The 19,850-nt window shown below is 50.0% G+C and carries 24 protein-coding genes; 1 reads left to right on the top strand and 23 read right to left on the bottom strand.

The annotated features are described in order from the left end of the window. Genes sctR through sctW form a run of 8 tightly spaced genes read right to left on the bottom strand, consistent with a single transcriptional unit; the run spans window position 1 to window position 8,123 of the window. Window positions 1-666, bottom strand: coding sequence for a type III secretion system export apparatus subunit SctR (gene sctR / locus C1Y41_RS04190; protein ID WP_104084846.1), 666 nt, complete (start codon window positions 664-666; stop codon window positions 1-3). Continuing rightward, entirely contained in the window at window positions 659-1,687 is a 1,029-nt protein-coding gene (locus tag C1Y41_RS04185) for a FliM/FliN family flagellar motor switch protein (RefSeq protein ID WP_104084845.1), read from the bottom strand. Before C1Y41_RS04185 ends, sctR begins: the two co-directional genes overlap by 8 nt. After that, on the bottom strand, window positions 1,684-2,196 hold the full coding sequence (locus C1Y41_RS04180; protein ID WP_146065219.1) for a type III secretion system HrpP C-terminal domain-containing protein: 513 nt from the start codon (window positions 2,194-2,196) through the stop codon (window positions 1,684-1,686). Before C1Y41_RS04180 ends, C1Y41_RS04185 begins: the two co-directional genes overlap by 4 nt. Further along, complete coding sequence (locus C1Y41_RS04175) at window positions 2,193-2,639, bottom strand: hypothetical protein (protein WP_104084843.1); 447 nt, start codon at window positions 2,637-2,639, stop codon at window positions 2,193-2,195. The genes C1Y41_RS04180 and C1Y41_RS04175 overlap by 4 nt, the downstream gene beginning before the upstream one ends. Further along, a complete protein-coding gene (locus tag C1Y41_RS04170) occupies window positions 2,623-3,975 on the bottom strand; it encodes a FliI/YscN family ATPase (RefSeq protein WP_104084842.1) in 1,353 nt (450 codons plus the stop codon). Before C1Y41_RS04170 ends, C1Y41_RS04175 begins: the two co-directional genes overlap by 17 nt. Then, a complete protein-coding gene (locus C1Y41_RS04165) occupies window positions 3,969-4,856 on the bottom strand; it encodes an FHA domain-containing protein (protein WP_104084841.1) in 888 nt (295 codons plus the stop codon). The genes C1Y41_RS04170 and C1Y41_RS04165 overlap by 7 nt, the downstream gene beginning before the upstream one ends. After that, window positions 4,849-6,978 carry a type III secretion system export apparatus subunit SctV gene (gene sctV / locus C1Y41_RS04160; RefSeq protein ID WP_104084840.1) on the bottom strand — a complete coding sequence of 710 codons (2,130 nt, stop codon included), beginning with the start codon at window positions 6,976-6,978 and terminating at the stop codon, window positions 4,849-4,851. The genes C1Y41_RS04165 and sctV overlap by 8 nt, the downstream gene beginning before the upstream one ends. Next, complete coding sequence (sctW, locus tag C1Y41_RS04155) at window positions 6,975-8,123, bottom strand: type III secretion system gatekeeper subunit SctW (protein WP_104084839.1); 1,149 nt, start codon at window positions 8,121-8,123, stop codon at window positions 6,975-6,977. Before sctW ends, sctV begins: the two co-directional genes overlap by 4 nt. Window positions 8,124-8,370: 247 nt before the next feature. On the opposite strand from sctW, the gene C1Y41_RS04150 reads away from it, so the two are divergent. Next, window positions 8,371-8,904, top strand: a complete 534-nt coding sequence (locus C1Y41_RS04150) for an RNA polymerase sigma factor (RefSeq protein ID WP_104084838.1) — start codon at window positions 8,371-8,373, stop codon at window positions 8,902-8,904. A 71-nt stretch (window positions 8,905-8,975) separates the two neighbouring features. Here the strand turns inward: C1Y41_RS04150 and C1Y41_RS04145 are convergent, their stop codons facing one another. The 15 genes from C1Y41_RS04145 to C1Y41_RS04075 all read right to left on the bottom strand — a co-directional run bounded on the left by C1Y41_RS04145 (window position 8,976) and on the right by C1Y41_RS04075 (window position 19,751). Next, window positions 8,976-10,508, bottom strand: a complete 1,533-nt coding sequence (locus C1Y41_RS04145; protein WP_104084837.1) for an HrpF/NolX family T3SS translocon protein — start codon at window positions 10,506-10,508, stop codon at window positions 8,976-8,978. 19 nt (window positions 10,509-10,527) lie between these two features. Next, window positions 10,528-11,157: a M91 family zinc metallopeptidase gene (locus C1Y41_RS04140; RefSeq protein ID WP_104084836.1), complete on the bottom strand. Its 630-nt coding sequence runs from the start codon at window positions 11,155-11,157 to the stop codon at window positions 10,528-10,530. Window positions 11,158-11,159: 2 nt separating this feature from the next. Beyond that, complete coding sequence (locus tag C1Y41_RS04135; protein ID WP_104084835.1) at window positions 11,160-11,807, bottom strand: M91 family zinc metallopeptidase; 648 nt, start codon at window positions 11,805-11,807, stop codon at window positions 11,160-11,162. A gap of 14 nt (window positions 11,808-11,821) precedes the next feature. Next, entirely contained in the window at window positions 11,822-12,490 is a 669-nt protein-coding gene (locus tag C1Y41_RS04130; protein WP_104084834.1) for a M91 family zinc metallopeptidase, read from the bottom strand. A gap of 2 nt (window positions 12,491-12,492) precedes the next feature. Continuing rightward, window positions 12,493-13,149 (bottom strand): M91 family zinc metallopeptidase, encoded by a 657-nt coding sequence (locus tag C1Y41_RS04125; protein WP_104084833.1) that lies wholly within the window; start codon window positions 13,147-13,149, stop codon window positions 12,493-12,495. A gap of 12 nt (window positions 13,150-13,161) precedes the next feature. Beyond that, on the bottom strand, window positions 13,162-13,809 hold the full coding sequence (gene xopG, locus C1Y41_RS04120) for a XopG/HopH/AvrPtoH family type III secretion system effector (RefSeq protein ID WP_104084832.1): 648 nt from the start codon (window positions 13,807-13,809) through the stop codon (window positions 13,162-13,164). Window positions 13,810-13,831: 22 nt separating this feature from the next. Beyond that, complete coding sequence (locus tag C1Y41_RS04115) at window positions 13,832-14,428, bottom strand: M91 family zinc metallopeptidase (RefSeq protein WP_158249857.1); 597 nt, start codon at window positions 14,426-14,428, stop codon at window positions 13,832-13,834. A 53-nt stretch (window positions 14,429-14,481) separates the two neighbouring features. Continuing rightward, window positions 14,482-15,123, bottom strand: a complete 642-nt coding sequence (locus C1Y41_RS04110; protein WP_104084830.1) for a M91 family zinc metallopeptidase — start codon at window positions 15,121-15,123, stop codon at window positions 14,482-14,484. Between the two features lie 10 nt (window positions 15,124-15,133). Continuing rightward, entirely contained in the window at window positions 15,134-15,781 is a 648-nt protein-coding gene (locus tag C1Y41_RS04105) for a M91 family zinc metallopeptidase (protein WP_104084829.1), read from the bottom strand. 6 nt (window positions 15,782-15,787) lie between these two features. Then, entirely contained in the window at window positions 15,788-16,429 is a 642-nt protein-coding gene (xopG, locus tag C1Y41_RS04100) for a XopG/HopH/AvrPtoH family type III secretion system effector (protein WP_104084828.1), read from the bottom strand. Between the two features lie 26 nt (window positions 16,430-16,455). Further along, window positions 16,456-17,103: a M91 family zinc metallopeptidase gene (locus tag C1Y41_RS04095; protein ID WP_104084827.1), complete on the bottom strand. Its 648-nt coding sequence runs from the start codon at window positions 17,101-17,103 to the stop codon at window positions 16,456-16,458. A gap of 3 nt (window positions 17,104-17,106) precedes the next feature. Continuing rightward, window positions 17,107-17,799: a M91 family zinc metallopeptidase gene (locus C1Y41_RS04090; protein WP_104084826.1), complete on the bottom strand. Its 693-nt coding sequence runs from the start codon at window positions 17,797-17,799 to the stop codon at window positions 17,107-17,109. A 14-nt stretch (window positions 17,800-17,813) separates the two neighbouring features. Further along, window positions 17,814-18,515: a M91 family zinc metallopeptidase gene (locus C1Y41_RS04085; protein ID WP_104084825.1), complete on the bottom strand. Its 702-nt coding sequence runs from the start codon at window positions 18,513-18,515 to the stop codon at window positions 17,814-17,816. 20 nt (window positions 18,516-18,535) lie between these two features. After that, window positions 18,536-19,018, bottom strand: a complete 483-nt coding sequence (locus tag C1Y41_RS04080; protein WP_104084824.1) for a CesT family type III secretion system chaperone — start codon at window positions 19,016-19,018, stop codon at window positions 18,536-18,538. 73 nt (window positions 19,019-19,091) lie between these two features. Beyond that, window positions 19,092-19,751, bottom strand: coding sequence for a M91 family zinc metallopeptidase (locus C1Y41_RS04075; protein ID WP_104084823.1), 660 nt, complete (start codon window positions 19,749-19,751; stop codon window positions 19,092-19,094). Window positions 19,752-19,850 lie beyond the last annotated feature (99 nt).

Raw genomic sequence — 19,850 nt, 5'->3', positions numbered from 1 at the left:
TCACACATAGCTGTAAAAGAGACCGTCCAGCAGGCGTGACCAACCCGACACCATCACGAACAACAGGATTTTCAGGGGAAGTGAAATCGTCATGGGTGAAACCATCTGCATTCCGAGCGCCAGCAGCACGTTTGACACCACCAGATCCACCACCAGGAACGGAATGAAAATCAGGAAGGCGATTTTAAATCCGCTTTGCAGTTCGGAGAGGACAAACGCGGGGATCAGCAATAACAGGTTCTGATGATTCGTCGCAATATTGCCCGCCAGATCTTTCGGCCACATCTTCTGAGCGTTGTCGATGAGGTGGGTCATCACATCCGGGTCGGTGTTCCGGTTCATGAAAGCGGTTAAGGGTTCGATGCCATAATTCAGAGAGTCTTCGAGCTTTTGCGTGCTGGTGGTATCAAGCGGCTTCTCTTTAAAACGCGTCTGCATTCCATCCAGAACCGGGGCCATGACGAACAAGGTGGCGGCGAGCGCGATACCATAGAGCGCCATATTGGGCGGAACCTGCTGAACGCCGATGGCGTTTCGGGTAAGCATCATCACCATCGAGATTTTCAGAAAGCAGGTGGTGATCATCAACAGTAACGGGATGAGGGAAATCGCGCCGAGCAAGATGGCAAGCGCGAGGGGATTAAAAGAGCTGATATTCTCAGGCATGGTTCGCACGGTTCTGCGAGAAGATTGACCCTATCTGAAAACCGAGCGTGCCGTTCACGTTCACCAGCTCCCCTTTTGCAAGTATCTGATTCCCGTGGCACAAGAGCGCCGATCCCGGCAGGGTGTTTTTCACGATGACCGTGGAACCGGCATCGAGGGTTTCGAGTTCCCCGAGGGTCATCGAGACATTCCCGCAACGAACAGACAGCTCAAGCTGTAAATCACTGTACCCGTTCGCGTCTGATGTGTGGATCAGTTCGCCTTCGGCTTCAGGTAGTGTGGTGTCGATTTCAGGGTGTTCGGTATCTTCTGGATTCATCACGGGCTGACCTCGTTTTTCGACAATCGTTAATGCATATTGGTGAGAATTATTGGCATCTGGTTCCAGCTCAAAATAAAATTCGGTCTTTCCGATGAGAAAAACCCCTTCTCCATTGATCGAGATCAAGGGATCGGGCGGTATTAACACATCCCCTTCTTTCAGAAACTGAAAGCGCAACTTCGTCATCGGCACGCGACCCGCTATCAGGGGAAAGGTGATGTTCAGCTCAGTGGGAAATGTCCGGGTCATCGGATCAAGAATCCTTTCAGACATCCAGACATCCAGAAGTTCAAAAGAAACGCGCGCAAGAAAGGTGGTTGTGATGTCATTGAGTTGAATCGAGATCTCTACTGTCAATGATTCCGCTTCCACCTCGTCTGATTCGGTGAAAAACCGAAAGAGTGTCTTAAACTCAGGCCTCATTCGCGCGTTCACCAGCTCATAAAACCACGGCTCAGGCTTCGTTAGCGCCTCAAAGGGCGGAAGGTTTGAGACAATTTTCAGGAATTTCGCCGGGTCAGCGAGACCGATCGCCCCATTGGCACTCATGAGCGGCAAGAACGATGCCCCTGAATGGTCCTCGATAAGCTTTATCTGAAATAACCCATACTCCATTTCTTTACTGAACGTTAATGATCGCCCTGCTCCTATCCAGCGTCGAAAGGTGGCTTGTCTCACAGTGATAAATGGAAAATTCATACTACCTCAATGCGTTTGAAATGAAGACGGACTGGTTTTCCCAGCCGACGCGATAACAAGCGTTCGCCCTCTTTTTCGAAGCCGATCATTTTCATCAGCACTTCAGGATGGAAGCCCAGCGCGACATTCGTTCCCCCATTTGGGAGGCTGGTGAGTTGTGCGCGCACCTCGCCGGTTTCAGGCAGGACCATCGAGAATTCAGCCGGAAGTTGCTCATTCTCTTCGATGCCTTCTGTGAGGTCGGGGATAAGCGCATTGACGGGTGCGGATTCAGGCTCAGGTTCTGTGTCTTCACTCACTTGCAGAAACGGAAACTGAGCATCAGAAACGGGGTCGGCGTGCGGATCGGTTTCCCCCATCAACCAGCGCTTAAAGTCCTGTTCATCGGCTTTCGTCGGTGTGGCTTTTTTTTGTGAGGTGGGCGCGCGGGATGTCGATCGGCTGGTGCGCATCGGCTGTGGGGAGATTTTGGGTTTGGGTGGGGTCTGAGGGTGTTTTACAGGTTTCACGACGACTGGGCCTCTTCAATGATGATTTCCAGCTTCTCGATCTCCCGCTGGCAGGCCGTCACGCTTTCGCGCGCGTTATCCACCAGAATGATCTGGTCCGCAATGAGGGTAATGAGGTCATGATTATCGCTTTCCTGCTTCAGAAGACGGTTGCGAACAACTTTCTCTTTCTCAAGCGTGCGATGGAGTTTTTCATGAAGCAGAACGACGCCGGTATGATGGTTAGCAAATTCATTAATGGCGGTCTGATACTGTTCACGAAAGAGAACCAGCCGCTTTTCGCCTTTTTTGAGGTCGATCTGAAGAGACCTCAGTAAGGATTCATGTTCACACAGTTCCCGTTTCAACCGTCTCAGCTTGCGTTCGCGCAGCGGAAGAAGCGTGTCGAGTATCTTCTTCAGTTCATTTTCAGTTGGGATCTCATCTTCAAACGGCTGCATCATGAAGGGCATCCTCAAGCTTGTTCAGGGTGTGAATAAAGGGTTCGGGATGGTGGTTTTCCTGCTGAAGAAAAGCGTTAATTGCGGACTGAGACTGAACAGCGGTATCGGTGATCGGGTCGTTTCCTGGCTGGTATTCGCCGAGACGGATCAGCATTTCCACCTGGTTATAAGCCGCCATCAGCTGACGGAACCGGCGCGCCATCATCATCTGTTCCGGTTCAACCACGTTCGGCATGGTGCGCGACAGGCTCTGAAGCACATCAATCGCCGGAAAATGGCCCTTCTCTGCGAGCTTTCTGTTCAGGACAATGTGGCCGTCGATCAGCGACCGGACCTCATCGGCGACCGGATCGTTCGTTGAATCCGCTTCCATCAGAACCGAATAGAGCGCCGTGATTGCGCCCGCGCTGGTTTTCCCAGCGCGTTCAAGCAGGCCAGGAAGCAGCGTATAGACTGACGGCGGTAAACCGCCGCGACCAGGTGGTTCACCGAGCGCCAGACCGATTTCACGCTGGGCGCGCGCAAAGCGTGTCAGGGAATCGATGATAAGAAGCACGCTTTTCCCTTTATCGCGAAACGCCTCTGCGATGGCGGTGGCCGTAAAGGCCGCGCGAGCGCGTTCCATGCTGGAACGATCGCTGGTGGCGCAGACCATCACCGTTCGCGCGCGAAGCTCTTCATCCAGCTCGTGCTGAAGAAACTCACCCAACTCGCGACCGCGCTCACCAATCAGCCCAAACACGATCACATCGCACGGAGTATTACGGGCGATTTCAGCGAGAAGCGTGGTTTTTCCACACCCCGCCCCGGCAAACAAGCCCATGCGCTGACCGACACCGAGGGTTATCATCCCGTCGATGGCTCTCACGCCGGTCGACAAGGGTTCATTGATGCGCGGTCTGTCGGTCGCAGGCGGGGCATTACGCAGCACACCTGATGCATCAGGGTTTTCGCTTTCGAGCGCGAACGCCGACAGGGAATCTTCATCCATTGCCCAGCCGAAGCCGTCGAGAACAGACCCTAACAGCCTGTCGCTCACGGCGATTTTATGCGGCTGATAAAGCGGCGTGACCCGCGCACCCTGAGCGATGCCGTTGAGCTGTCCGAGCGCGGAAAGCAACGTGTTTTCAGGGTTGAACCCCACCACTTCCGCCATCACTTCGATATTATCTTTGCCGGTAATGCGACAGAGATCGCCAATACGTGCCCCCGCAAGACTCGCTTCAAGCAAAATCCCCGAGATACCTGTGATCCGGCCATGTACCTGAACCGGCTCCATCGTGACAAGACGAAGTTCAACGTGTGCAAACCATTTCAATAATCCGTTCATTACCATTTCACCGAAATGTTTTCAGGCCCGGTAAACTGGACGCTGTTTTTTGTGATTGTCGATAAGGTAAAGCCGTCTTCCACATCACCGATAAACATTCGGCGACCGCTTTCGGTCACGATGTTGGCGTGTTTGCCTGCGGTGATCTGGACGATTCGAAAAGGTAACGCGAGGATTTTGAGAGTGGTGGCGTTTCTGAGCGGAACATGAATTTCATAATCGTTAGAAAGCGAAACCATCAACCGATTCAGAATGGCCGACTGCGTTTTCGTGATTTGGCCGGTCAAAGACAGCCCCTGATTATCGCCTTCAATCCTCACAGCGTGGTTTAATTCCCTGTCTTCAAGCTTCCTCACCAGTACGCCGCGCACCGCGTCCGCGTCCGCCAGAATCGGTTTCAGATTGCGTGGCGCGGTCTGTGTGGGTGTTGCCATGAAAAACCAGCTCGTGAGCACAATCCCGCCGAGAATACTGAGCATAATCAGGGCCGGTTTAAACCAGGCGGGAAGCGAGGGTTTGAGTTTCAACTTACCGGCGATGGGGTTGAGAAGTTTGCCCTCTGGGTTTACCGGGATCACGCTGCCTGACTGCCACGGCGCGCTGGCGTCACTCACCACCAGCCAGACACCGGAGAGCATGAATGGCTGATCGACATCGAGCGCGAGGGTATCGGTAACAGGCTGGCCATGTGCAAGAAACACCTCTCCTTCGCTCGGGGTGAGCTGCCAGGCCTGTTCGATGCGGGAGAGTTTGGCGTGAAGCGAGGCGATCGCCTCATCACACAGCTGGAGATCGTTTTCTTCGTGATTACCCAGATCCCACTGTTCACCACTGAGCGGAAGCGCGGCCCCCTCATGCTGACCGTTTAACACCCTGAGTTCAAACATCGGTTTCCTCACTTATCAGATCGTCTTCCTGCGCCTGTTCCAGCAAGTCTTCGTTAATATCAATCCGCCCTTCCACGTTGACCGGAATGTTGAATTCCAGCTCAGCAAAGGAGAGAACCGCGACGTGATTGAATTCGTTCTGAATCAGGGTGCGCAGCGGCGCGCGCAAATCCTGCGCCACCAGCATCACCCCCTGGTAAATGGAGCGGTAAGGCGGGAAGACCCCGCGAATCTGGTCCATGAACAGCTTCATGCGTTCCTGATCGAGGGTGAAAAAGGTATCGGTGTTGGTCTGGCGCAACGCCTCACGAAGAATTTCTTCGGTCTCGGGGGTGAGCAACCACGCCAGCATTCCTTCACCGTCTTTGCTGTGCTGATAACAGAGGTGCTCTTTAATATCGATGCGGACCTGATCGATAAGCATCCCGGTATCACGTTCCGAGCCATGCATTAACAGGCTTTCCGTGATGGTTCGAATGGCACGAAGGGAAATGCGTTCCGCCACCAGCCGCTGAAGGACGCTTGAAAGGCGCGCCACGGGAAAGACGCGCTCGAATTCCTGCGCCACCTCCGGCAGGTCGCTCTGAAGCCAGGAGACAATCGCGCGCGTCTCCTGCATCCCGATAAAGCGCGGTGCAGACTGAAACAGCGCTTCTTCCATTTTGGCCAGCAATAAATCGTTTCCGCTCCAGGAGATTTCCCCGCTGGTGAGATAGGGATCATCTTTTGCCAGCCACACAAAATCCTCCTCAGGCGGATCGGTTTCAGCCGGAAGGGTGTTCCCGCTGTTCTGCTGTTCGATATACGGCAGGCGCTGAACGGCGCGTTTATCCTGCGTAATGGTGGCGATCACCTTCGGGATTTCATACACGAGAAACCGAAACTCATCGTCTTTCTGAAGCGTGGTGAACTGGATATTGAACACCGGCAGCGTAAAGCCGAACTGGTTCACGATACGGTTTCGCATACGGCGGATTTCTTCGATGATCTGGATAACGTGCGGATCCCGTTCGCGACCGGCGGGGAAACTCAGCAGAAAGAGCCGCGCGGGGTTGAAGGTACGAAGGTCATTTTCCCCATTCTCTTCGGGGATAACCTGATTTTCATTCTGGCTGGTGGCCGCAACGCGCTTATCGCGCCAGAGTTGAAACACCCCGGACCCAATCGCACCGGTCCCGAGCGTCAGGAAGACGATTGTGGGCATTCCCGGCAAGAGGCTGAAGGCGAACATGCCGACCCCGGCCATAATCCACGCCTTCGGCTGGCGCGTCAGCTGCTCGGTGATCTCTTTGCCGATGTTATGATTCACGGCCTCTTCGTTCGCGGAAACGCGGGTGATCATCATCCCTGAGGTGAGAGAAATCAGCAGCGCAGGGATCTGGTCAATCAGGCCGTCACCGATGGTGAGAATCGAAAAGGTATGCATCGCATCACCGGCACTCATCCCGAGCTGAAGCACGCCGATGCAGAAACCGCCAATGAGGTTAATGGACAGGATCACGATGCCCGCCATTGAATCCCCTTTGACGAACTTCATCGCCCCATCCATCGCCCCGAACAGCTGGCTCTCTTTGGTCAGGTCTTCACGGCGGCGTTTGGCCTGGGCAACCGTAATCAAACCGGCGCGAAGGTCCGAGTCGATCGACATCTGCTTACCCGGCATCGCATCAAGGGTGAAGCGCGCGGCAACTTCCGCCACGCGCTCAGACCCTTTCGTGATAACCAGAAAATTCACCACCGTCAGGATGAGGAACACCACCAGCCCGACAGCGAGGTTCCCGCCGACAACAAAGTTCCCGAACGCGGTAACGATATGTCCGGCATTCTGCTGAAGCAGGATCTGACGTGTGGTGGAAATCGACAGCCCCAGCCGAAACATCGTGGTCAGCAGCAGCACGGAGGGAAACGTTGAAAAGGCGAGCGGCTTCGGCAGAAACATCGCGTTCATGATGAGCAAACATGACATGCTGATATTGCAGGCGATCAGCACATCAATTAACGGTAGCGGCAAGGGAATGATCAGCATGAACACCACCGCCAGCGCGATGAAGCCGCCGACGATTTCCGATCGCTCCATTGCGTGATAAGCAATTTTGTTCAGCAGGTTGAACAGTTGATTCATATCGCGTGGCCCATCCGGTTTTTCTCAAGCTGAGAGAGTTCCCCGTTCAGGGTGCGCACCAGTTTGATCGCGCTGTCGCGATGTTTGCCGTTATCGCCCCAGACGTTTTCCGGCAGGCGCTGGATGAGGCGAAGGAGATGGTTAAAATAAAACGGCTGATGTTGTGACGCTTCCCCCACGGTTTCCAGCCCGAGCTGGATGAGTTGATTCGAATAGAACCCATTGCGGCACATCCCGAGAAGCGTTCGGGTCATGGTATCGACCGACATCGACACCTTGCTGAAACTCTTCCCGATGCGCGTCAGAAACTCTGTCACTTCCATGATCGTCGTGCTCAGGATCTGTGTATCATTCAGCCCGCTCATCAACAGGCGCAACGCCATCGGCGGAATGGACGGAGACAGCGCGGCAATGTCATCGGCCAACGCGCGCTGAAGGGTGCGCAAGGCCGGAACAAACCCTTCGACGCCAAACTTCGACAGCAGCAGATCAAGGACCGAATCAGATGACTGTTGTCCCACGACGCCATCATAATAAAGTTTGCGAAGGGTGCGCTTCTGGGTCCGGTCAGTAGAATGGGTGGCGAACGCACGCGCGGTATTCATACCCGCCGTCACTTCCGCGCCGCGCTCTTCACTGAGCCGATCGAGCATCGCCTGAATTTTTGCCAGCAGTTGCGGCTGGTGGCCTTCCTGTAATCGCATGGCCATCAGACTCAGTGTCGCATAAGCGGACGCCGGATCGTTTTCCACGGCCTCAAGCAGCGCATCAAACTGTTCGCTTTCAGGCGTCTTTTCAAGAATCGCCCTTATTCGCCCTTCCCGCTCTGCCTGTTCCTCATCACTTCCCCCTTCCAGCAACGCATGAAGTTGTTCGATATGGGTAAAGCGCAACGAAAAGTCGCCCTTCTTCGATCGGTTGATTTGCTGCTGGCGTTCGAGGCGCGCGCGGTGCTGATCGATTTGCTGGGCAAGCGACCCTTCCGCCGCGTGTTGAGCCTGTTCGGTTTGAAGTTGGGCGCGATGGATGCGCTGAGGTTTCTGGACCGGTTCCGGTTTTTTACTCGGGTCGAGGGTTTCCAGTAACGCTTCGGTTTCTTCGAGTTTGTTCGGATGAATGCGCGGATGATGGACTTTCATGTTCATGCGGTTGACCTTCTGATCGCTCTTTGAAGGTAAGTGACTAAACCGCCTTTTTGGTTCCAGGTGTTTATTTCTGCCTTAAACCGGGTGTGCCATTAATGGCATGTGTAAAGGTGTGAGATTGCCAATACTGGCAGAATAATCTTCGTCATAAAAGTGACTTGTGTCATTACACCAACGCTTTAAAGCAAGGAATAAAACTGGCATAGCCCATGCAAATAAAACCTCAGTAATTGACTGTGGAGGCGTTATGGTTGCTATGTATGCGAGCTTGTATGAAACTCAGGTGATCGACTGGGAAACGCTGATGATTGAAACCGAGAAGCGTCTTCATAATTTCATCAGAAAACGGGTGTCGAATTTCGCGGATGTTGACGATCTCGTTCAGACCACTTGGCTTGAAGTGCTGGTGCATAAACACCGGTTTAAAGGAACGGCCAAACCGGAATCCTGGGTGTTCGGGATCGCGATGAACCTGGTGAAAATCTATTATAAAGATTCCCATCTTCGCGCCATTACGGCCACGCATGAAAATGCCCTCGATCAGGAATCCAATCGCAAAGATGAACCCGATTACATTCATGAAGGCCATGAACATCTGAAGAAAGCGGTCGAAAAATATCAGGAGATGTCGGTTGAATATCAGCGGTTAATGAAGGTGCTGGTGGAAAACGATGTGGGTTATCAGGAACTGGCGGACAGGCTGGCAATACCTATCGGAACCGTGAGATCGCGACTGTCTCGTTTGCGGGTCTATTTGCGCAAGGAACTGAACTGGGGTTGAATTAAAAAAGGGGAAACAGCCGGTTCCCCTTTGTGTTATGTGCGCCGATCTGCCAGTGTTTTTTCTGACGGTTAATTATTACCGGAAGAGGAAGCGTGTTCAACCCCAATTTGCGCCCCGTCTCGTCCACCGCGCGCGGCGGTCTGACCGGCGGCATAACCCACGCCTTTTTCGCCCGCCTGCGCGGCGGATTCACTGGCAGCTTTTCCGGCGTCAAGTCCGGCTTCTTTGGCTGCACTCAGACCCGCCTTCACACCCCCTTCAGCGGCGGCTTTCGCCCCGGCCTGAATGCCCGCCTGAACCGCTGCGCGACCTACCCCTGCGCCTAAGGCCGCTTCACCAAGTCCGGGGATCAGCAGCGACAACCCGGTTCCGACCCAGCCGATGATGTCGATCATCTTAAAGAAGCCGCCACCCATCTCTTTTTTCTCATCCGGCTCGGTCTTCTGGCCGTCATACATCTCGCGCCTGGCTTTCATTTCATCCGGGGTCTCGATGTCAGCAGGTTTGGGCGCAGGGGCGATCTGATTTGTGCCGTGGGCAATAAAGGCATCGAGATCGCCTTTCGAAATGTTCTTGTCATTGGCCTTGTTAAAGAAATCGCCGCCAGCATGGTGTTTGCCGTTATCGAGCATAGAAAACAGCATTGAGTTCGGCTGAAGAAGCAGCTTCGCCGCATCCCTGACATCCTGAGGCTGATTATCATCATCGGCAATGTGCTGAAGTTTCTTCGGTGTCAGACCGCCTTTCTTGAAAAAGACGTCTTCATTGTTCTTGAGCGTGTTCAGTGCATCACTTTCCTGAACGGTCAGCTTCACGTTATAAGAGGCCTGATCGCATAACGCTTCGCGGGATTCCGTCGCTTTAGGATCGGTCATACCGGTATATTTCGCCCACTCGTTGGGATGATCGGCCATGTATTTCGCGGCGGCCTGTACCTGCGGCGGACATTTATCCAGCGGCTGCGAGCCGTTGGCGATTGCCTTCATGGTTTCAAGGCTGAGACTTTTGGGCAGGCTCTGCGAATAGCGGTAAAGCTCGCGCATGGCATCGTTGCCTGTCATTTCCTGCGCGCCGGTTCCGGGTGGCGCATCAGACGGAACATAGGCGTGAGTGTAGGTTTCCGCTTGCTGTTCTGAATAGGCTTCGAACTCGGGTGTTTTCTTAATGGTCTCGATGTCGTTGGCCGCCAGTTTGCCATCCACTTTCCCCGGCGTAGCCTGGTCAATTTTGCTGAACATATCAGGATCAGAAAGCAACGTGTCGAGCGCCTTCTTCATATCGGGTGGCGTTTTGGGATCATCGGCGAGCTTTTTTAAATCGTCCTTATCCATCGCCTTTTTGATTAACCCCTCATTCCGCCCGAGCGTATTCACGACATCTTCATATGACATGGGTTTATCGGAACCGTCATCCGGCAGAACATTGAGGCCTTTCGGAGGATTGGTGAGTGTGGTGGCCACCTGCGGCGGACGTTGTGAGGTATCAGGGCGGGTGTCTGAAAAGCTGATCCCAGGACGAGTCGGATCGTTGGCGGGCTGCTGAGCGGTCATATCTTGCGGCAACTCGACGAAACCTGTCGTGCTCAGTGTAGATATACGCATCGCGATTCCTTACTTAAGGTTAATTTTCTGTGAAATAATTTGTTCTTATGGGATAGGCATGATCGATTCTCACGCCGTTTTCTGAAAATCCGTAGCCCTCAAAATCATTGATCCCTAAGGCGCGCTCTTCTTCCATCTGATGGGTAAAAGACGGATCCTGATAATGAGGGGTGTTCACGGCAAGGGACGAGCCGTTTAGCAGGTGGTAAGCATGAACGAGTTCATGCGCAAGCGAGATAAAGGCCATCTCCTTGTCTTCCACTATCCATGACTTCTCGTTGTAATCGACATCGACCGAATAATTCGGATTAAAAAAAATCACGGGGATCACCGATTCCCCTTTTGAAGCCACCTCTAACACTTTGCTCAGGTGCTGTGGGTCAGTGGGATTTACAGGGACGTTATGGCGTGCGATTTGCTCCCAGGTGAGCATTCCTGAGGCTTCAGAAATCCCATCCGTATTAACCATGATATGAACACGACGCTCACCCGTGGTGATTTGTCGAATACCATTCAGGATCGCATTTCCATTCCGCCCTGCTTTAATTTTATACAATGCGGAATCGGCCTCTTCATATTCACTCGAATGATTACAGTGAATATCAATTTCCGGGACGGCCATGCTCGGTGAAGTAATGGAATAAGGCATAATCAGCGAGGCCTCAAAAAATAATGCGCACGTAACGGCAAACCATGTTCACGGCGGATCACATTTTCTGAAAGCGTATTATTCGCATGAATGCCCATCCCCACCGCCCGATGTTCCTCAAATTCCTGACCCGAACCCGGAAAATTATCATCAGGATCGGTTGCCGTAGACGTGCCGTTGAGGGTGTGAAACGCATGGATCAGTTCATGCGCCAGACAAACAAAAGACTGGGTTTTATCATTCACATAATAAGGGAAACCCTCATTATCGATATAAATGGACTTATTCGGATTAAAGGAAATCACCGGCATCGCCCCTTCGCCCTTCTGACCATTAGGCTGAACACTGGCTATTTTATGGACAAATTCAAAATGTTCATCCGAGGTGGGATCAGGATTGATGTTATATTTTTTGACCTGTTGTGACGTGAGTTCTGCTGAGAAATCTGTTCCTCCATCCGTTGACATGGCGATGTGAACCCGCTTGTGATCGCGGGTGACACTGTTCAGAAGGTCAAGCAATTGCGCGCCCTTCTCACGGGATTTAAGTTTTTGAATCGCGCCTTCTATCGCAATCAGTTCAGCGGGTTGATTGTAGTGAATGCGAACATGGGGCGCGACGTTACTGAAAACGCTTTGTGCATATGCCATGACCTTCTGTGTCCTTAGTGGTTCGGGGCCAGATGTTCAGCGAGGAAATAACTCGCTCTTAAAGGGATGCCATGATCCGCGCGAACGCCATTTTCAGACAGTTTCGTTCGCGAAAAATCACCCACACCTGTCGCCCTGTCTTCCTCCTGACGCTGACCGGATCCTTCAATCCAGATATGGTCGCGCTGAGAGGCAAGCGATGTGCCGTTTAAGAGATGGAAAGCATGAACCAGTTCATGCGCAAGGGTGAGAAAAGACAATCTCGGATCCAGAACGGAATGGCCAACGCCGAGCGCATCGGTCCAGACTGCCTCATCGGGATGGAAACGGATCATGGCTGAGACACCTTCCCCATATGTGTTATCGGGTTTACGCACGCTGAGCTGGTGGGCGAAATGTTCATGTTGTCGATCCGCTGCGCTGGGATTCACGCCATAACGCGCTATCTGGGCATCCGTGAGCCGACCATGAACAAATGTGCCATTGGTGTGATTATCACAATCTATATAAACTTTCTTCCCATTCGTCATGACCTGGCAGACGGCATTAATCAGCGCGGCCCCGTTTCGACCGGATTTGATGCGTTCAAGCGCAGATTCAGCCACTTCATGATGGCGAGATGAATGAGAACAGATAATGAACTGAGGAACGACGCGGCTGTATGCCATATTATTGATCGGCATGGTTATCTTCCTTCTTCAATCACTGTGATATATTTACGGGCCGTTAAACCCGAACTCTGACGAATGGTGTTTTCTGTAATAAAACGTTCACCATAGGGACCGACACCAATTGCACGGTATTCCTCCAACGCCTGAAGGGGTTTATCCACCGGGTCAAAGTTCCGCATATCTCCGCCCTGATAATTCCCTTTCATTATCCGTTTAGCGTGAATCAGTTCATGCGCAAGATCGAACTGATTATGATCCGTATTACTTTCGCGTCTCGGGGTTCCGCGATGATCAACGAACGTGGATTTCATCGGATTGAAATAAACCGTCGCACTCGTCCCTTCATTTTTAAGATGACGGCCTGGCTTTTTGCAGAGTTCATGAGCGGCTGTTCGCATCAAATTTTGATCGTCAGGATTAATATTTAACCTGGCCATCTGATAACGTGTCAGTCGTGGAGTTGTGATGTTGGTGGTGTTTTTATCCGCGACGATTTTCAACGATCGACCATTGGTTGTGAGGTTGTTAATCTGTTGTAAAAGATAATTTCCGCGACCATTTGCGAGAAGTTTGGCCAGCGCCGATTCTGTCTGAAGATAAGCATCTTCATCTTTATAGAGAATAGTGAATGAAGGAACAACGCACGAGCTGATCTGAACTGTTTGTGGCATGGTATTTATCTCCTATCGATAGCCTAAAAATTGCTTACGGATGGGCATTCCGTGATCGCGACGAATGCCGTTTTCTGAAAGTGGGTTATTCGCATTTTTACCGATGCCCACGGTCCGATCTTCCTCGCGTCTTGCGCCGGTCGAGGGGTCTGTCATATCTTGTTCATAGCCGCCTGAAGATGTCCCTTTTAGCATCCGATAGCAGTGAACGAGTTCATGCGCCAGACTCACAAACGCTTCACTCGGATTATAATCACGGTAAGGAATGCCATTCTGATCAACCCCGAGGCTCTTTTCAGGGTTCCAGTGAATGAGCGCACTGGCTCCTTTCCCTTTAAAACCAAAGAAAGACTTGTGAGTAAGGAGAACGGCATATTGCCGTGACTTTTCAATCGGAATATCAATTCCGATTTTATATTTCTGGATCTCTTCTGGTGAGAATTCAGCGTGAGCGCCATTTTCTAATTCTTTTGAGACCTTCAGTAAAATCCGTTTGCCGCTTCCGGTCAGGTTCGTTATCTCACTGAGAAGATGACGGCCATTATCACCGATATAAATTTTAGCAAGCGCGGATTCTGCGCGTTCAATATCGTGTTGATTTCCTGCGTTAATCAGAATGCCAGTTGAAAAATCACTGACTTTATACTTATAAAGATTCATATTCTCTCCTTAAAAGCGATCTCTACTGCATAAAATAGGCTGCGCGAAGGGGCATATTATGTTCCTTGCGAATCGAGTTTTCTGAAAGGATCCGTCCTGCATATTTCCCCAGCCCCACCGTTCTCATCTCTTCTTCAAGTTTCTTTGAGGCCGAATCCCGGACATTCTCGAAGGCTTGTCCGAGTCGCTTACCCTGAAGAATGTTCAGCGCGTGGATCATCTCGTGGGCAAGACTCAGGAAGGTGTTCTGTGTGCCGTATTTGTATTGCGTCGGAACCCCATAGCGGTTGAGCTGGAGTGAGGCATTCGGATCAATCTCAACGACTGCTGATGTCCCTTCTGTTGGTCTTCCCCCCTTTATTGATGACAGGCCAAACGCTCTCACAAGGTTTTGCGTAGAGAGTCGGTTTTGGTTAAACGGGTTAATATTCTGGTATTTTGTCAGCATCGCAAAGGCAGAAAAACTTTGCTGACGATTGGTTTTAATCGTAATCGTCCGACCGTTTCTCAGGCTCTTCTGAATGTTCACGAGAAGGCTTCGGCCTGCACCTTTACTCGCGATTTTGGCTAACATACTTTCAACTTGTGCGAAGTCATGCTGATCACGATGTTGGATCATGACACCTTGCACAACATTACTTTTTGTTATTATCATTGATTCCTCACTTAGGTTTAGTTTTCGAAATCTATTGAATGTCTTAAAGGAATACCATGTTCATAACGAATGGAATTCTCAGAAATATCGTTTACGGCATATTTTCCGATCCCAATGGCCCTGAACTCTTCTCCTATTCTTGCTGCCATGACACTTTCAATTCCTTCTTCACTCGGTGTTTTATAAAATCCTCGCATCATCCTTAATGCATGAATCAGTTCATGCGCAAGCGAAAGAAACATAATATTCGGGTCATTTGAATGAAGTGCTTTTCCACGGTCATTAATTGACACGGTATGATTTGGATTGAGAAAAATAAAAGCGCTGCTGCCTTCCCCTGCGATGCCAGGATAAATTGGCCGCGCTAAACGCTCAGCCAGCATCTGATGGCTTTTATCAAAGGGATCATTAGCCCATTGATACCGTTCAATCTGATTAGGTGTGAGAACGGCTTTCACTTTTGTTTCACTGAATTGCGTGCAAATGATTGAAACTTTTTGTCCGTGTGTATTTGCCGCCTTCAGGGCTTTTAACAGGCTTAAGCCGTGGGGTTTGCTGGCGATTTTATCAATGGCTTTATCGATTTTATTATATTCAAACATATCTTTAGCGAGAATGTTGATATGCCTGAAGTGATAAGCAACCATGTCGACGGCCATACTTCCTCCTTTAAATCGGACGTTGCGTTAAAAAGTAATGAGCGCGGAGCGGTGCGCCCCATTCCTGACGGATCCGGTTTTCAGTAATATCCCTCACCGCAAATTCATTAATCCCGATGACCCGATTTTCTTCTTCATATTGTTTCGAGTTCGGAAGATAGATTTCAGACATTCCCTGACCCCGAGCATTTCCTCTGAGCATATGTAATGCATGAATGAGTTCATGCGCCAGGGTAAAGAAACCTTCATTACGATCGACCCCAATATAAGGTCGCCCTATCGAATCAATGCTGATCGATTCGCGCGGGTTATAACTGATCGTGGCACTCGTGCCTTCGCTTGCCCCATCCTGACGATTGACTTTAGAAACTTTGGAGGCGATCTTGTGATGGGTTTCATCCTCTTCAGAATACGGAACTCGAAAGCGTGTTATCTGAGATTCTGTCAGACGGGGGGCGGTCACACTCCCACAATCTAATCGCATTTTAATATTTACATTTTTTCCGGCTGCCATATGGCTTTCTATTTCGCGCAATAAGCGGCGGCCAGTCAAACACATCTTTATCTTAAAAAGATCGTCATTGATACGTGTAACTTCATTTGGGTTTTCATAATGAATATAAATATTCGCCGCATCATTGGCTTTTTTAATGTGCATAAAGCGTTATCCAGATTGATAGTAAGATGCCCTTAAGGGGAAGTTGTGTTCATAACGTATTGCATTTTCCGATACCGGGTTGTGATTGAACTTTCCGATGCCTACGGTTCGGAATTCTTCTTTGGCTTCAAGTGAATTAGGGTTTGCGAGATTTTCCATATGTCCGCCTACCCATTCCCCTGACATCATATGAAGACCATGAATAAGCTCATGGGCAAGACTCACAAAGTTCTTTTCTTTATCAAATCCGCGCGAAGGAAAGCCTGTCGCGCTTATTTCCGTTGAGTGTAAGGGGTTCCAGTAAACATGACTCGATGACCCTTCACCTCGTGTTTTATCTGCTTTTATATGGGCCATCTCAGCCGCTTTATCGAGGGATTCGCGTTCAAGTGGATTTTTGATATTAAGGCGATCCATCTGAGATTGCGTCAGGATCGGATGGCATCGGTTTGTGTAATCATTTCCGACAACGACACAAACTCTTTTGTCATCAACCGACACATCCTTAATTTTATCTAATAAGCCTTTTCCGTAAGGCTTGCTATTGAGTTTTATTAAGGCACGCTCAGCATCTTTATAATTTTCTACATCGCGATACACTATTTTAATCTGAGGTGCGATATTGCTTGGAGCCATCCGAGCTGACATGGTTTTTCTCTTTTTTTTATGCCCTGTTAATTGAACCAGGCGCGAAGAGGAAGTTCCATTTCACGTCTGAATGCGTTTTCACTGATGCCTTCGTTTGCGTACTCATTCACCCCTAGCGCGCGTCGCTCTTCATTCGCACGACCTTCTGAACTGGTGTCATCCGTATAGGTTCCTTTAATGATGCGCATGGCGTGGATCAGCTCATGAACAAGATTGGCCTCAACGAGACCCACAACGCGCGTTCGCCCAGAATCGGAACCGACGAGCGTGAGCGCTGAGGTCTGGGCGATATGATGCATCAGCGGAGTCGTTGACGGGTTTTCATGTGGGTTCCAGTAAACCGTGGCGCGCGTCCCTTCACCTTTCACAAATCGCCCCTTCTTCAACGCAAGCGGTCGCGCTGCGTTGATCAGTACCTCATGAGGCTGATCACTGTGAAGATTCAACTTGTTCATTTGGTCGTGGGTCAGGATCGGAAATGTCGCTGAACGGGCATGTTCCGACACGAAAATTTTCACCTCACGACCGTTTTGTGAATGGCGGGTAATCTCACTGAGAAGATTACTCCCGACTGTTGTGGATTTCAGATTAGCAAGTGTATTCTCTGCGTAATCAATGCCCTGCCTGCTTCCTTCCAGCCGCATCGCTGGAACCTGATAAGATTGTACTTTCATTAGTTATCGTCCACTGATTGAAGGCCCTGGTCGAAACTGTGAACCTGCGTCCTGACCGAAAGCGTCATTTGAAGAGAGAGGATAATAAGATCGAGCCTGAAGGCCGAGTTCCTGTCTTATTTTATTTTCTGTTATTTTTTTATTTTCATGTTTGAATGCACCAATAGAACGCGTGCTTTCGTCAAAAATCCCTTCTGATGTACCATCATTAGTATATGTCCCCTTGATAATTCGCATGGCATGAATCAGTTCGCCTGCGAGATTAGCAGCCGGTTCAAGGTTATCAGCAGGATCATATCTGTCATATAAAGAATAACCGAGGGAATTGCCTGTTTGTCCTCTGATTCGGTTAAAGGTCACTTCAGCATAAGTCCCTTCAGCTTTAAATTTCCCTTTCTTTACGGCTAGTTCTCGCGCTTTATTAAGGCTTGTAGCATCATAAGAAAGCGCGCGCAAACCATGTTTCTGAGCCTGAAATTCAGTCAGAAGTGGTCTTGTATGTGACGCACCCCATGAATCTGTGGTAATTTTTACGTTTTTTCCGTTCCTGCTATACCATTCGATTTCTTTTAACAGACTGTTCCCGGCCTGCGTATGTCTGATAATTGACACAAGATTATCGATTTCATCGAGCGATTCAATCGAGTTAGTTGATAAATAAAGCGCATGACATTCTGTAGCGAGTCGAGAAGGCATCGTTATTCCTCCTATTAATCCCAACTTCCATAGCGGTCGCTTTTAAAGGAAACGCCAGGGCGCGCATTTGACCCATTCAAACCAAACGTGTTTTCTGTAAAGGGTCCAGAATCACGAGTATAGAGCGCTAAAGGTTGCCGAATTTTATTCTCGCTTATTGCCTCATCTGCATATTTACCCGAACCAATGGCGCGCATTTCTTCATCTTCATACCCTTTATCACTCTCGTCATTCGTATAGGTTCCTTTAAGAATACGCATGGCATGAATTAATTCATGGGCAAGATTGGCGACCTTTTCATTCATCGATTGCCTATAAGGCGCATAGGTCGTTTCACCACGAGAATCGACAATGTTACCTTCACGTAAATTGAAATGCATATAAGCCGCCGTGCCTTCGGCTTTAAACATCCCCTTCTTAACCGCTAAGGTTCGGGCCGTGTCCATACTTTCCTGATGCAACACGCGGGGATAAAGATCACGAGATGCGGCTTGAGACTCAGTGAGAACCGGAACAGTCTGTGAAGGCATCCACGAATTTTCCATTATGTGAATACTGCGACCATTTCGGGATTCTGATTCAATGGTTTTTAACAAACTCTTTCCGGCAGTCGTGTTTCTGATACGCGTGATCAGCGTATCGATTTCGTTCACATCTTCCTGTCGGTTGGCTTCAATTGAAATTCGAGAGCAGTCTGTTGCAATACTGATCGGCATAGTTGATTCCTTGTAGTTGTTTATCTGCGACGCTGATTCAGCATCGCTTCGGCCTGTCGTCCGCGCTCTAAGTTGCGCTGGTTATTTTCTTTGCTTCCTGTCTCCTGCTTTTTGGTATCCTCGAACCATCGTCCGATTATTTCAAGCGTCACATTCAGCTGTTCGAGCATGGGATAAATCTCTTCGAGATAAATCTTGTCAGTGCTGATGTCAGTCCAGAGGCAAAGTTGTTTTTCTTCTTTATCTGCGGCAATAACGATTCGCGAAGGTTGATCTGGGGTGAGGTTTGCCTGAAGCAACTCAAGCAACAAATCGACGGTAAGGTTTTCTGGCAAAGGCAGGAACGCCAGCATGACCATCGTGTTCACTTCCGTCAGTTCCAGGAAGATCTGACCTGTAGAGAGTACGAACGTATAAAAGCCTTTTTCGTTATAGGGGATTTCTGGAACCTGAAGCTGTTTGAAGAGGGGCTGGAGCTTCTGAAAAAAATCATCGGGTTTCATGTTTTACCTTCTCATTGTGGGTTCATAAATGAGTAAGAAAACCGCCCTTTCGGTTCCAGAGAAAATTGATTACCTAGAAAAAGAAGTCATCGCCATCGAGAGAATATTTCTCGCGAGGCTCGATCCCATGTTCCTTGCGAATGCCGTTCTCCGTGAAGGCGCGCTTTGCATGTTTGCCCAGACCAATCGCACGCGACTCTTCATAAATCAGTCTTTTCTCAAGCTTTGGATCGGTCCATTCATTGTGAACGAGATACGTTCCTTTCATCATCCGGTAAGCGTGAATCAGTTCCCCGGCAAGGTTAGTAAATCCGGCGCTTTCATCTGAAATAGCGAAATGCATTCCTTCATGAAGCACACGAACCGCATAGGTTGGGTTCCATTCGATCGTGGCTGATGTCCCTTCTCCTTTCCGACCAAACGAACGTTTGTTTGAAAGCTTTGTTGAGGTGTCGATGTGCTGCAACTCATGGAAAAAAGCCTGGTCTGGGAACAACCTTTCTTTCTGAGGTTGGGTAAGGACAGGATAGGAATAGTTAAAGTTAATTCGGCTGGGCTGAATTAAACAGGATCGCCCGTCAGTTGAGTATTTTTTGATTTCATCCAGTAACTTTCGCCCCTGCGGTCCTTCTTTAATTTTGGACAACGCCGATTCGGCATCGAGATAGTCAGTCTCCTGGTCATGCCGGATAACGATATGGGGAGCTACCTCGCTCATTCTAATTCGCATCATGATTCACACTCCTTTTTGGTGTAAGGAGTAGGTGAAGATTTTGGTGATATGGTTCCCGATGAGGGAAAAGAAACCCCGCACGAATGGCGGGGTGAAGAG

The sequence above is a fragment of the Pantoea sp. ICBG 1758 genome, assembly GCF_002928325.1.
Lineage (GTDB): Bacteria > Pseudomonadota > Gammaproteobacteria > Enterobacterales > Enterobacteriaceae > Pantoea > Pantoea eucrina.
This window is presented reverse-complemented; position numbering and strand designations above follow the sequence as displayed.

What these genes read in the sequence shown, in the direction of transcription:
- sctR (WP_104084846.1), bottom strand. Translation starts at nt 666, where the DNA reads ATGCCTGAGAATATCAGCTCTTTTAATCCCCTCGCGCTTGCCATCTTG.
- C1Y41_RS04185 (WP_104084845.1), bottom strand. Translation starts at nt 1,687, where the DNA reads ATGAATTTTCCATTTATCACTGTGAGACAAGCCACCTTTCGACGCTGG.
- C1Y41_RS04175 (WP_104084843.1), bottom strand. Translation starts at nt 2,639, where the DNA reads ATGATGCAGCCGTTTGAAGATGAGATCCCAACTGAAAATGAACTGAAG.
- C1Y41_RS04170 (WP_104084842.1), bottom strand. Translation starts at nt 3,975, where the DNA reads ATGGTAATGAACGGATTATTGAAATGGTTTGCACACGTTGAACTTCGT.
- C1Y41_RS04165 (WP_104084841.1), bottom strand. Translation starts at nt 4,856, where the DNA reads ATGTTTGAACTCAGGGTGTTAAACGGTCAGCATGAGGGGGCCGCGCTT.
- sctV (WP_104084840.1), bottom strand. Translation starts at nt 6,978, where the DNA reads ATGAATCAACTGTTCAACCTGCTGAACAAAATTGCTTATCACGCAATG.
- sctW (WP_104084839.1), bottom strand. Translation starts at nt 8,123, where the DNA reads ATGAACATGAAAGTCCATCATCCGCGCATTCATCCGAACAAACTCGAA.
- C1Y41_RS04150 (WP_104084838.1), top strand. Translation starts at nt 8,371, where the DNA reads ATGGTTGCTATGTATGCGAGCTTGTATGAAACTCAGGTGATCGACTGG.
- C1Y41_RS04145 (WP_104084837.1), bottom strand. Translation starts at nt 10,508, where the DNA reads ATGCGTATATCTACACTGAGCACGACAGGTTTCGTCGAGTTGCCGCAA.
- C1Y41_RS04140 (WP_104084836.1), bottom strand. Translation starts at nt 11,157, where the DNA reads ATGCCTTATTCCATTACTTCACCGAGCATGGCCGTCCCGGAAATTGAT.
- C1Y41_RS04135 (WP_104084835.1), bottom strand. Translation starts at nt 11,807, where the DNA reads ATGGCATATGCACAAAGCGTTTTCAGTAACGTCGCGCCCCATGTTCGC.
- C1Y41_RS04130 (WP_104084834.1), bottom strand. Translation starts at nt 12,490, where the DNA reads ATGCCGATCAATAATATGGCATACAGCCGCGTCGTTCCTCAGTTCATT.
- C1Y41_RS04125 (WP_104084833.1), bottom strand. Translation starts at nt 13,149, where the DNA reads ATGCCACAAACAGTTCAGATCAGCTCGTGCGTTGTTCCTTCATTCACT.
- xopG (WP_104084832.1), bottom strand. Translation starts at nt 13,809, where the DNA reads ATGAATCTTTATAAGTATAAAGTCAGTGATTTTTCAACTGGCATTCTG.
- C1Y41_RS04115 (WP_158249857.1), bottom strand. Translation starts at nt 14,428, where the DNA reads ATGATCCAACATCGTGATCAGCATGACTTCGCACAAGTTGAAAGTATG.
- C1Y41_RS04110 (WP_104084830.1), bottom strand. Translation starts at nt 15,123, where the DNA reads ATGGCCGTCGACATGGTTGCTTATCACTTCAGGCATATCAACATTCTC.
- C1Y41_RS04105 (WP_104084829.1), bottom strand. Translation starts at nt 15,781, where the DNA reads ATGCACATTAAAAAAGCCAATGATGCGGCGAATATTTATATTCATTAT.
- xopG (WP_104084828.1), bottom strand. Translation starts at nt 16,429, where the DNA reads ATGTCAGCTCGGATGGCTCCAAGCAATATCGCACCTCAGATTAAAATA.
- C1Y41_RS04095 (WP_104084827.1), bottom strand. Translation starts at nt 17,103, where the DNA reads ATGAAAGTACAATCTTATCAGGTTCCAGCGATGCGGCTGGAAGGAAGC.
- C1Y41_RS04090 (WP_104084826.1), bottom strand. Translation starts at nt 17,799, where the DNA reads ATGCCTTCTCGACTCGCTACAGAATGTCATGCGCTTTATTTATCAACT.
- C1Y41_RS04085 (WP_104084825.1), bottom strand. Translation starts at nt 18,515, where the DNA reads ATGCCGATCAGTATTGCAACAGACTGCTCTCGAATTTCAATTGAAGCC.
- C1Y41_RS04080 (WP_104084824.1), bottom strand. Translation starts at nt 19,018, where the DNA reads ATGAAACCCGATGATTTTTTTCAGAAGCTCCAGCCCCTCTTCAAACAG.
- C1Y41_RS04075 (WP_104084823.1), bottom strand. Translation starts at nt 19,751, where the DNA reads ATGATGCGAATTAGAATGAGCGAGGTAGCTCCCCATATCGTTATCCGG.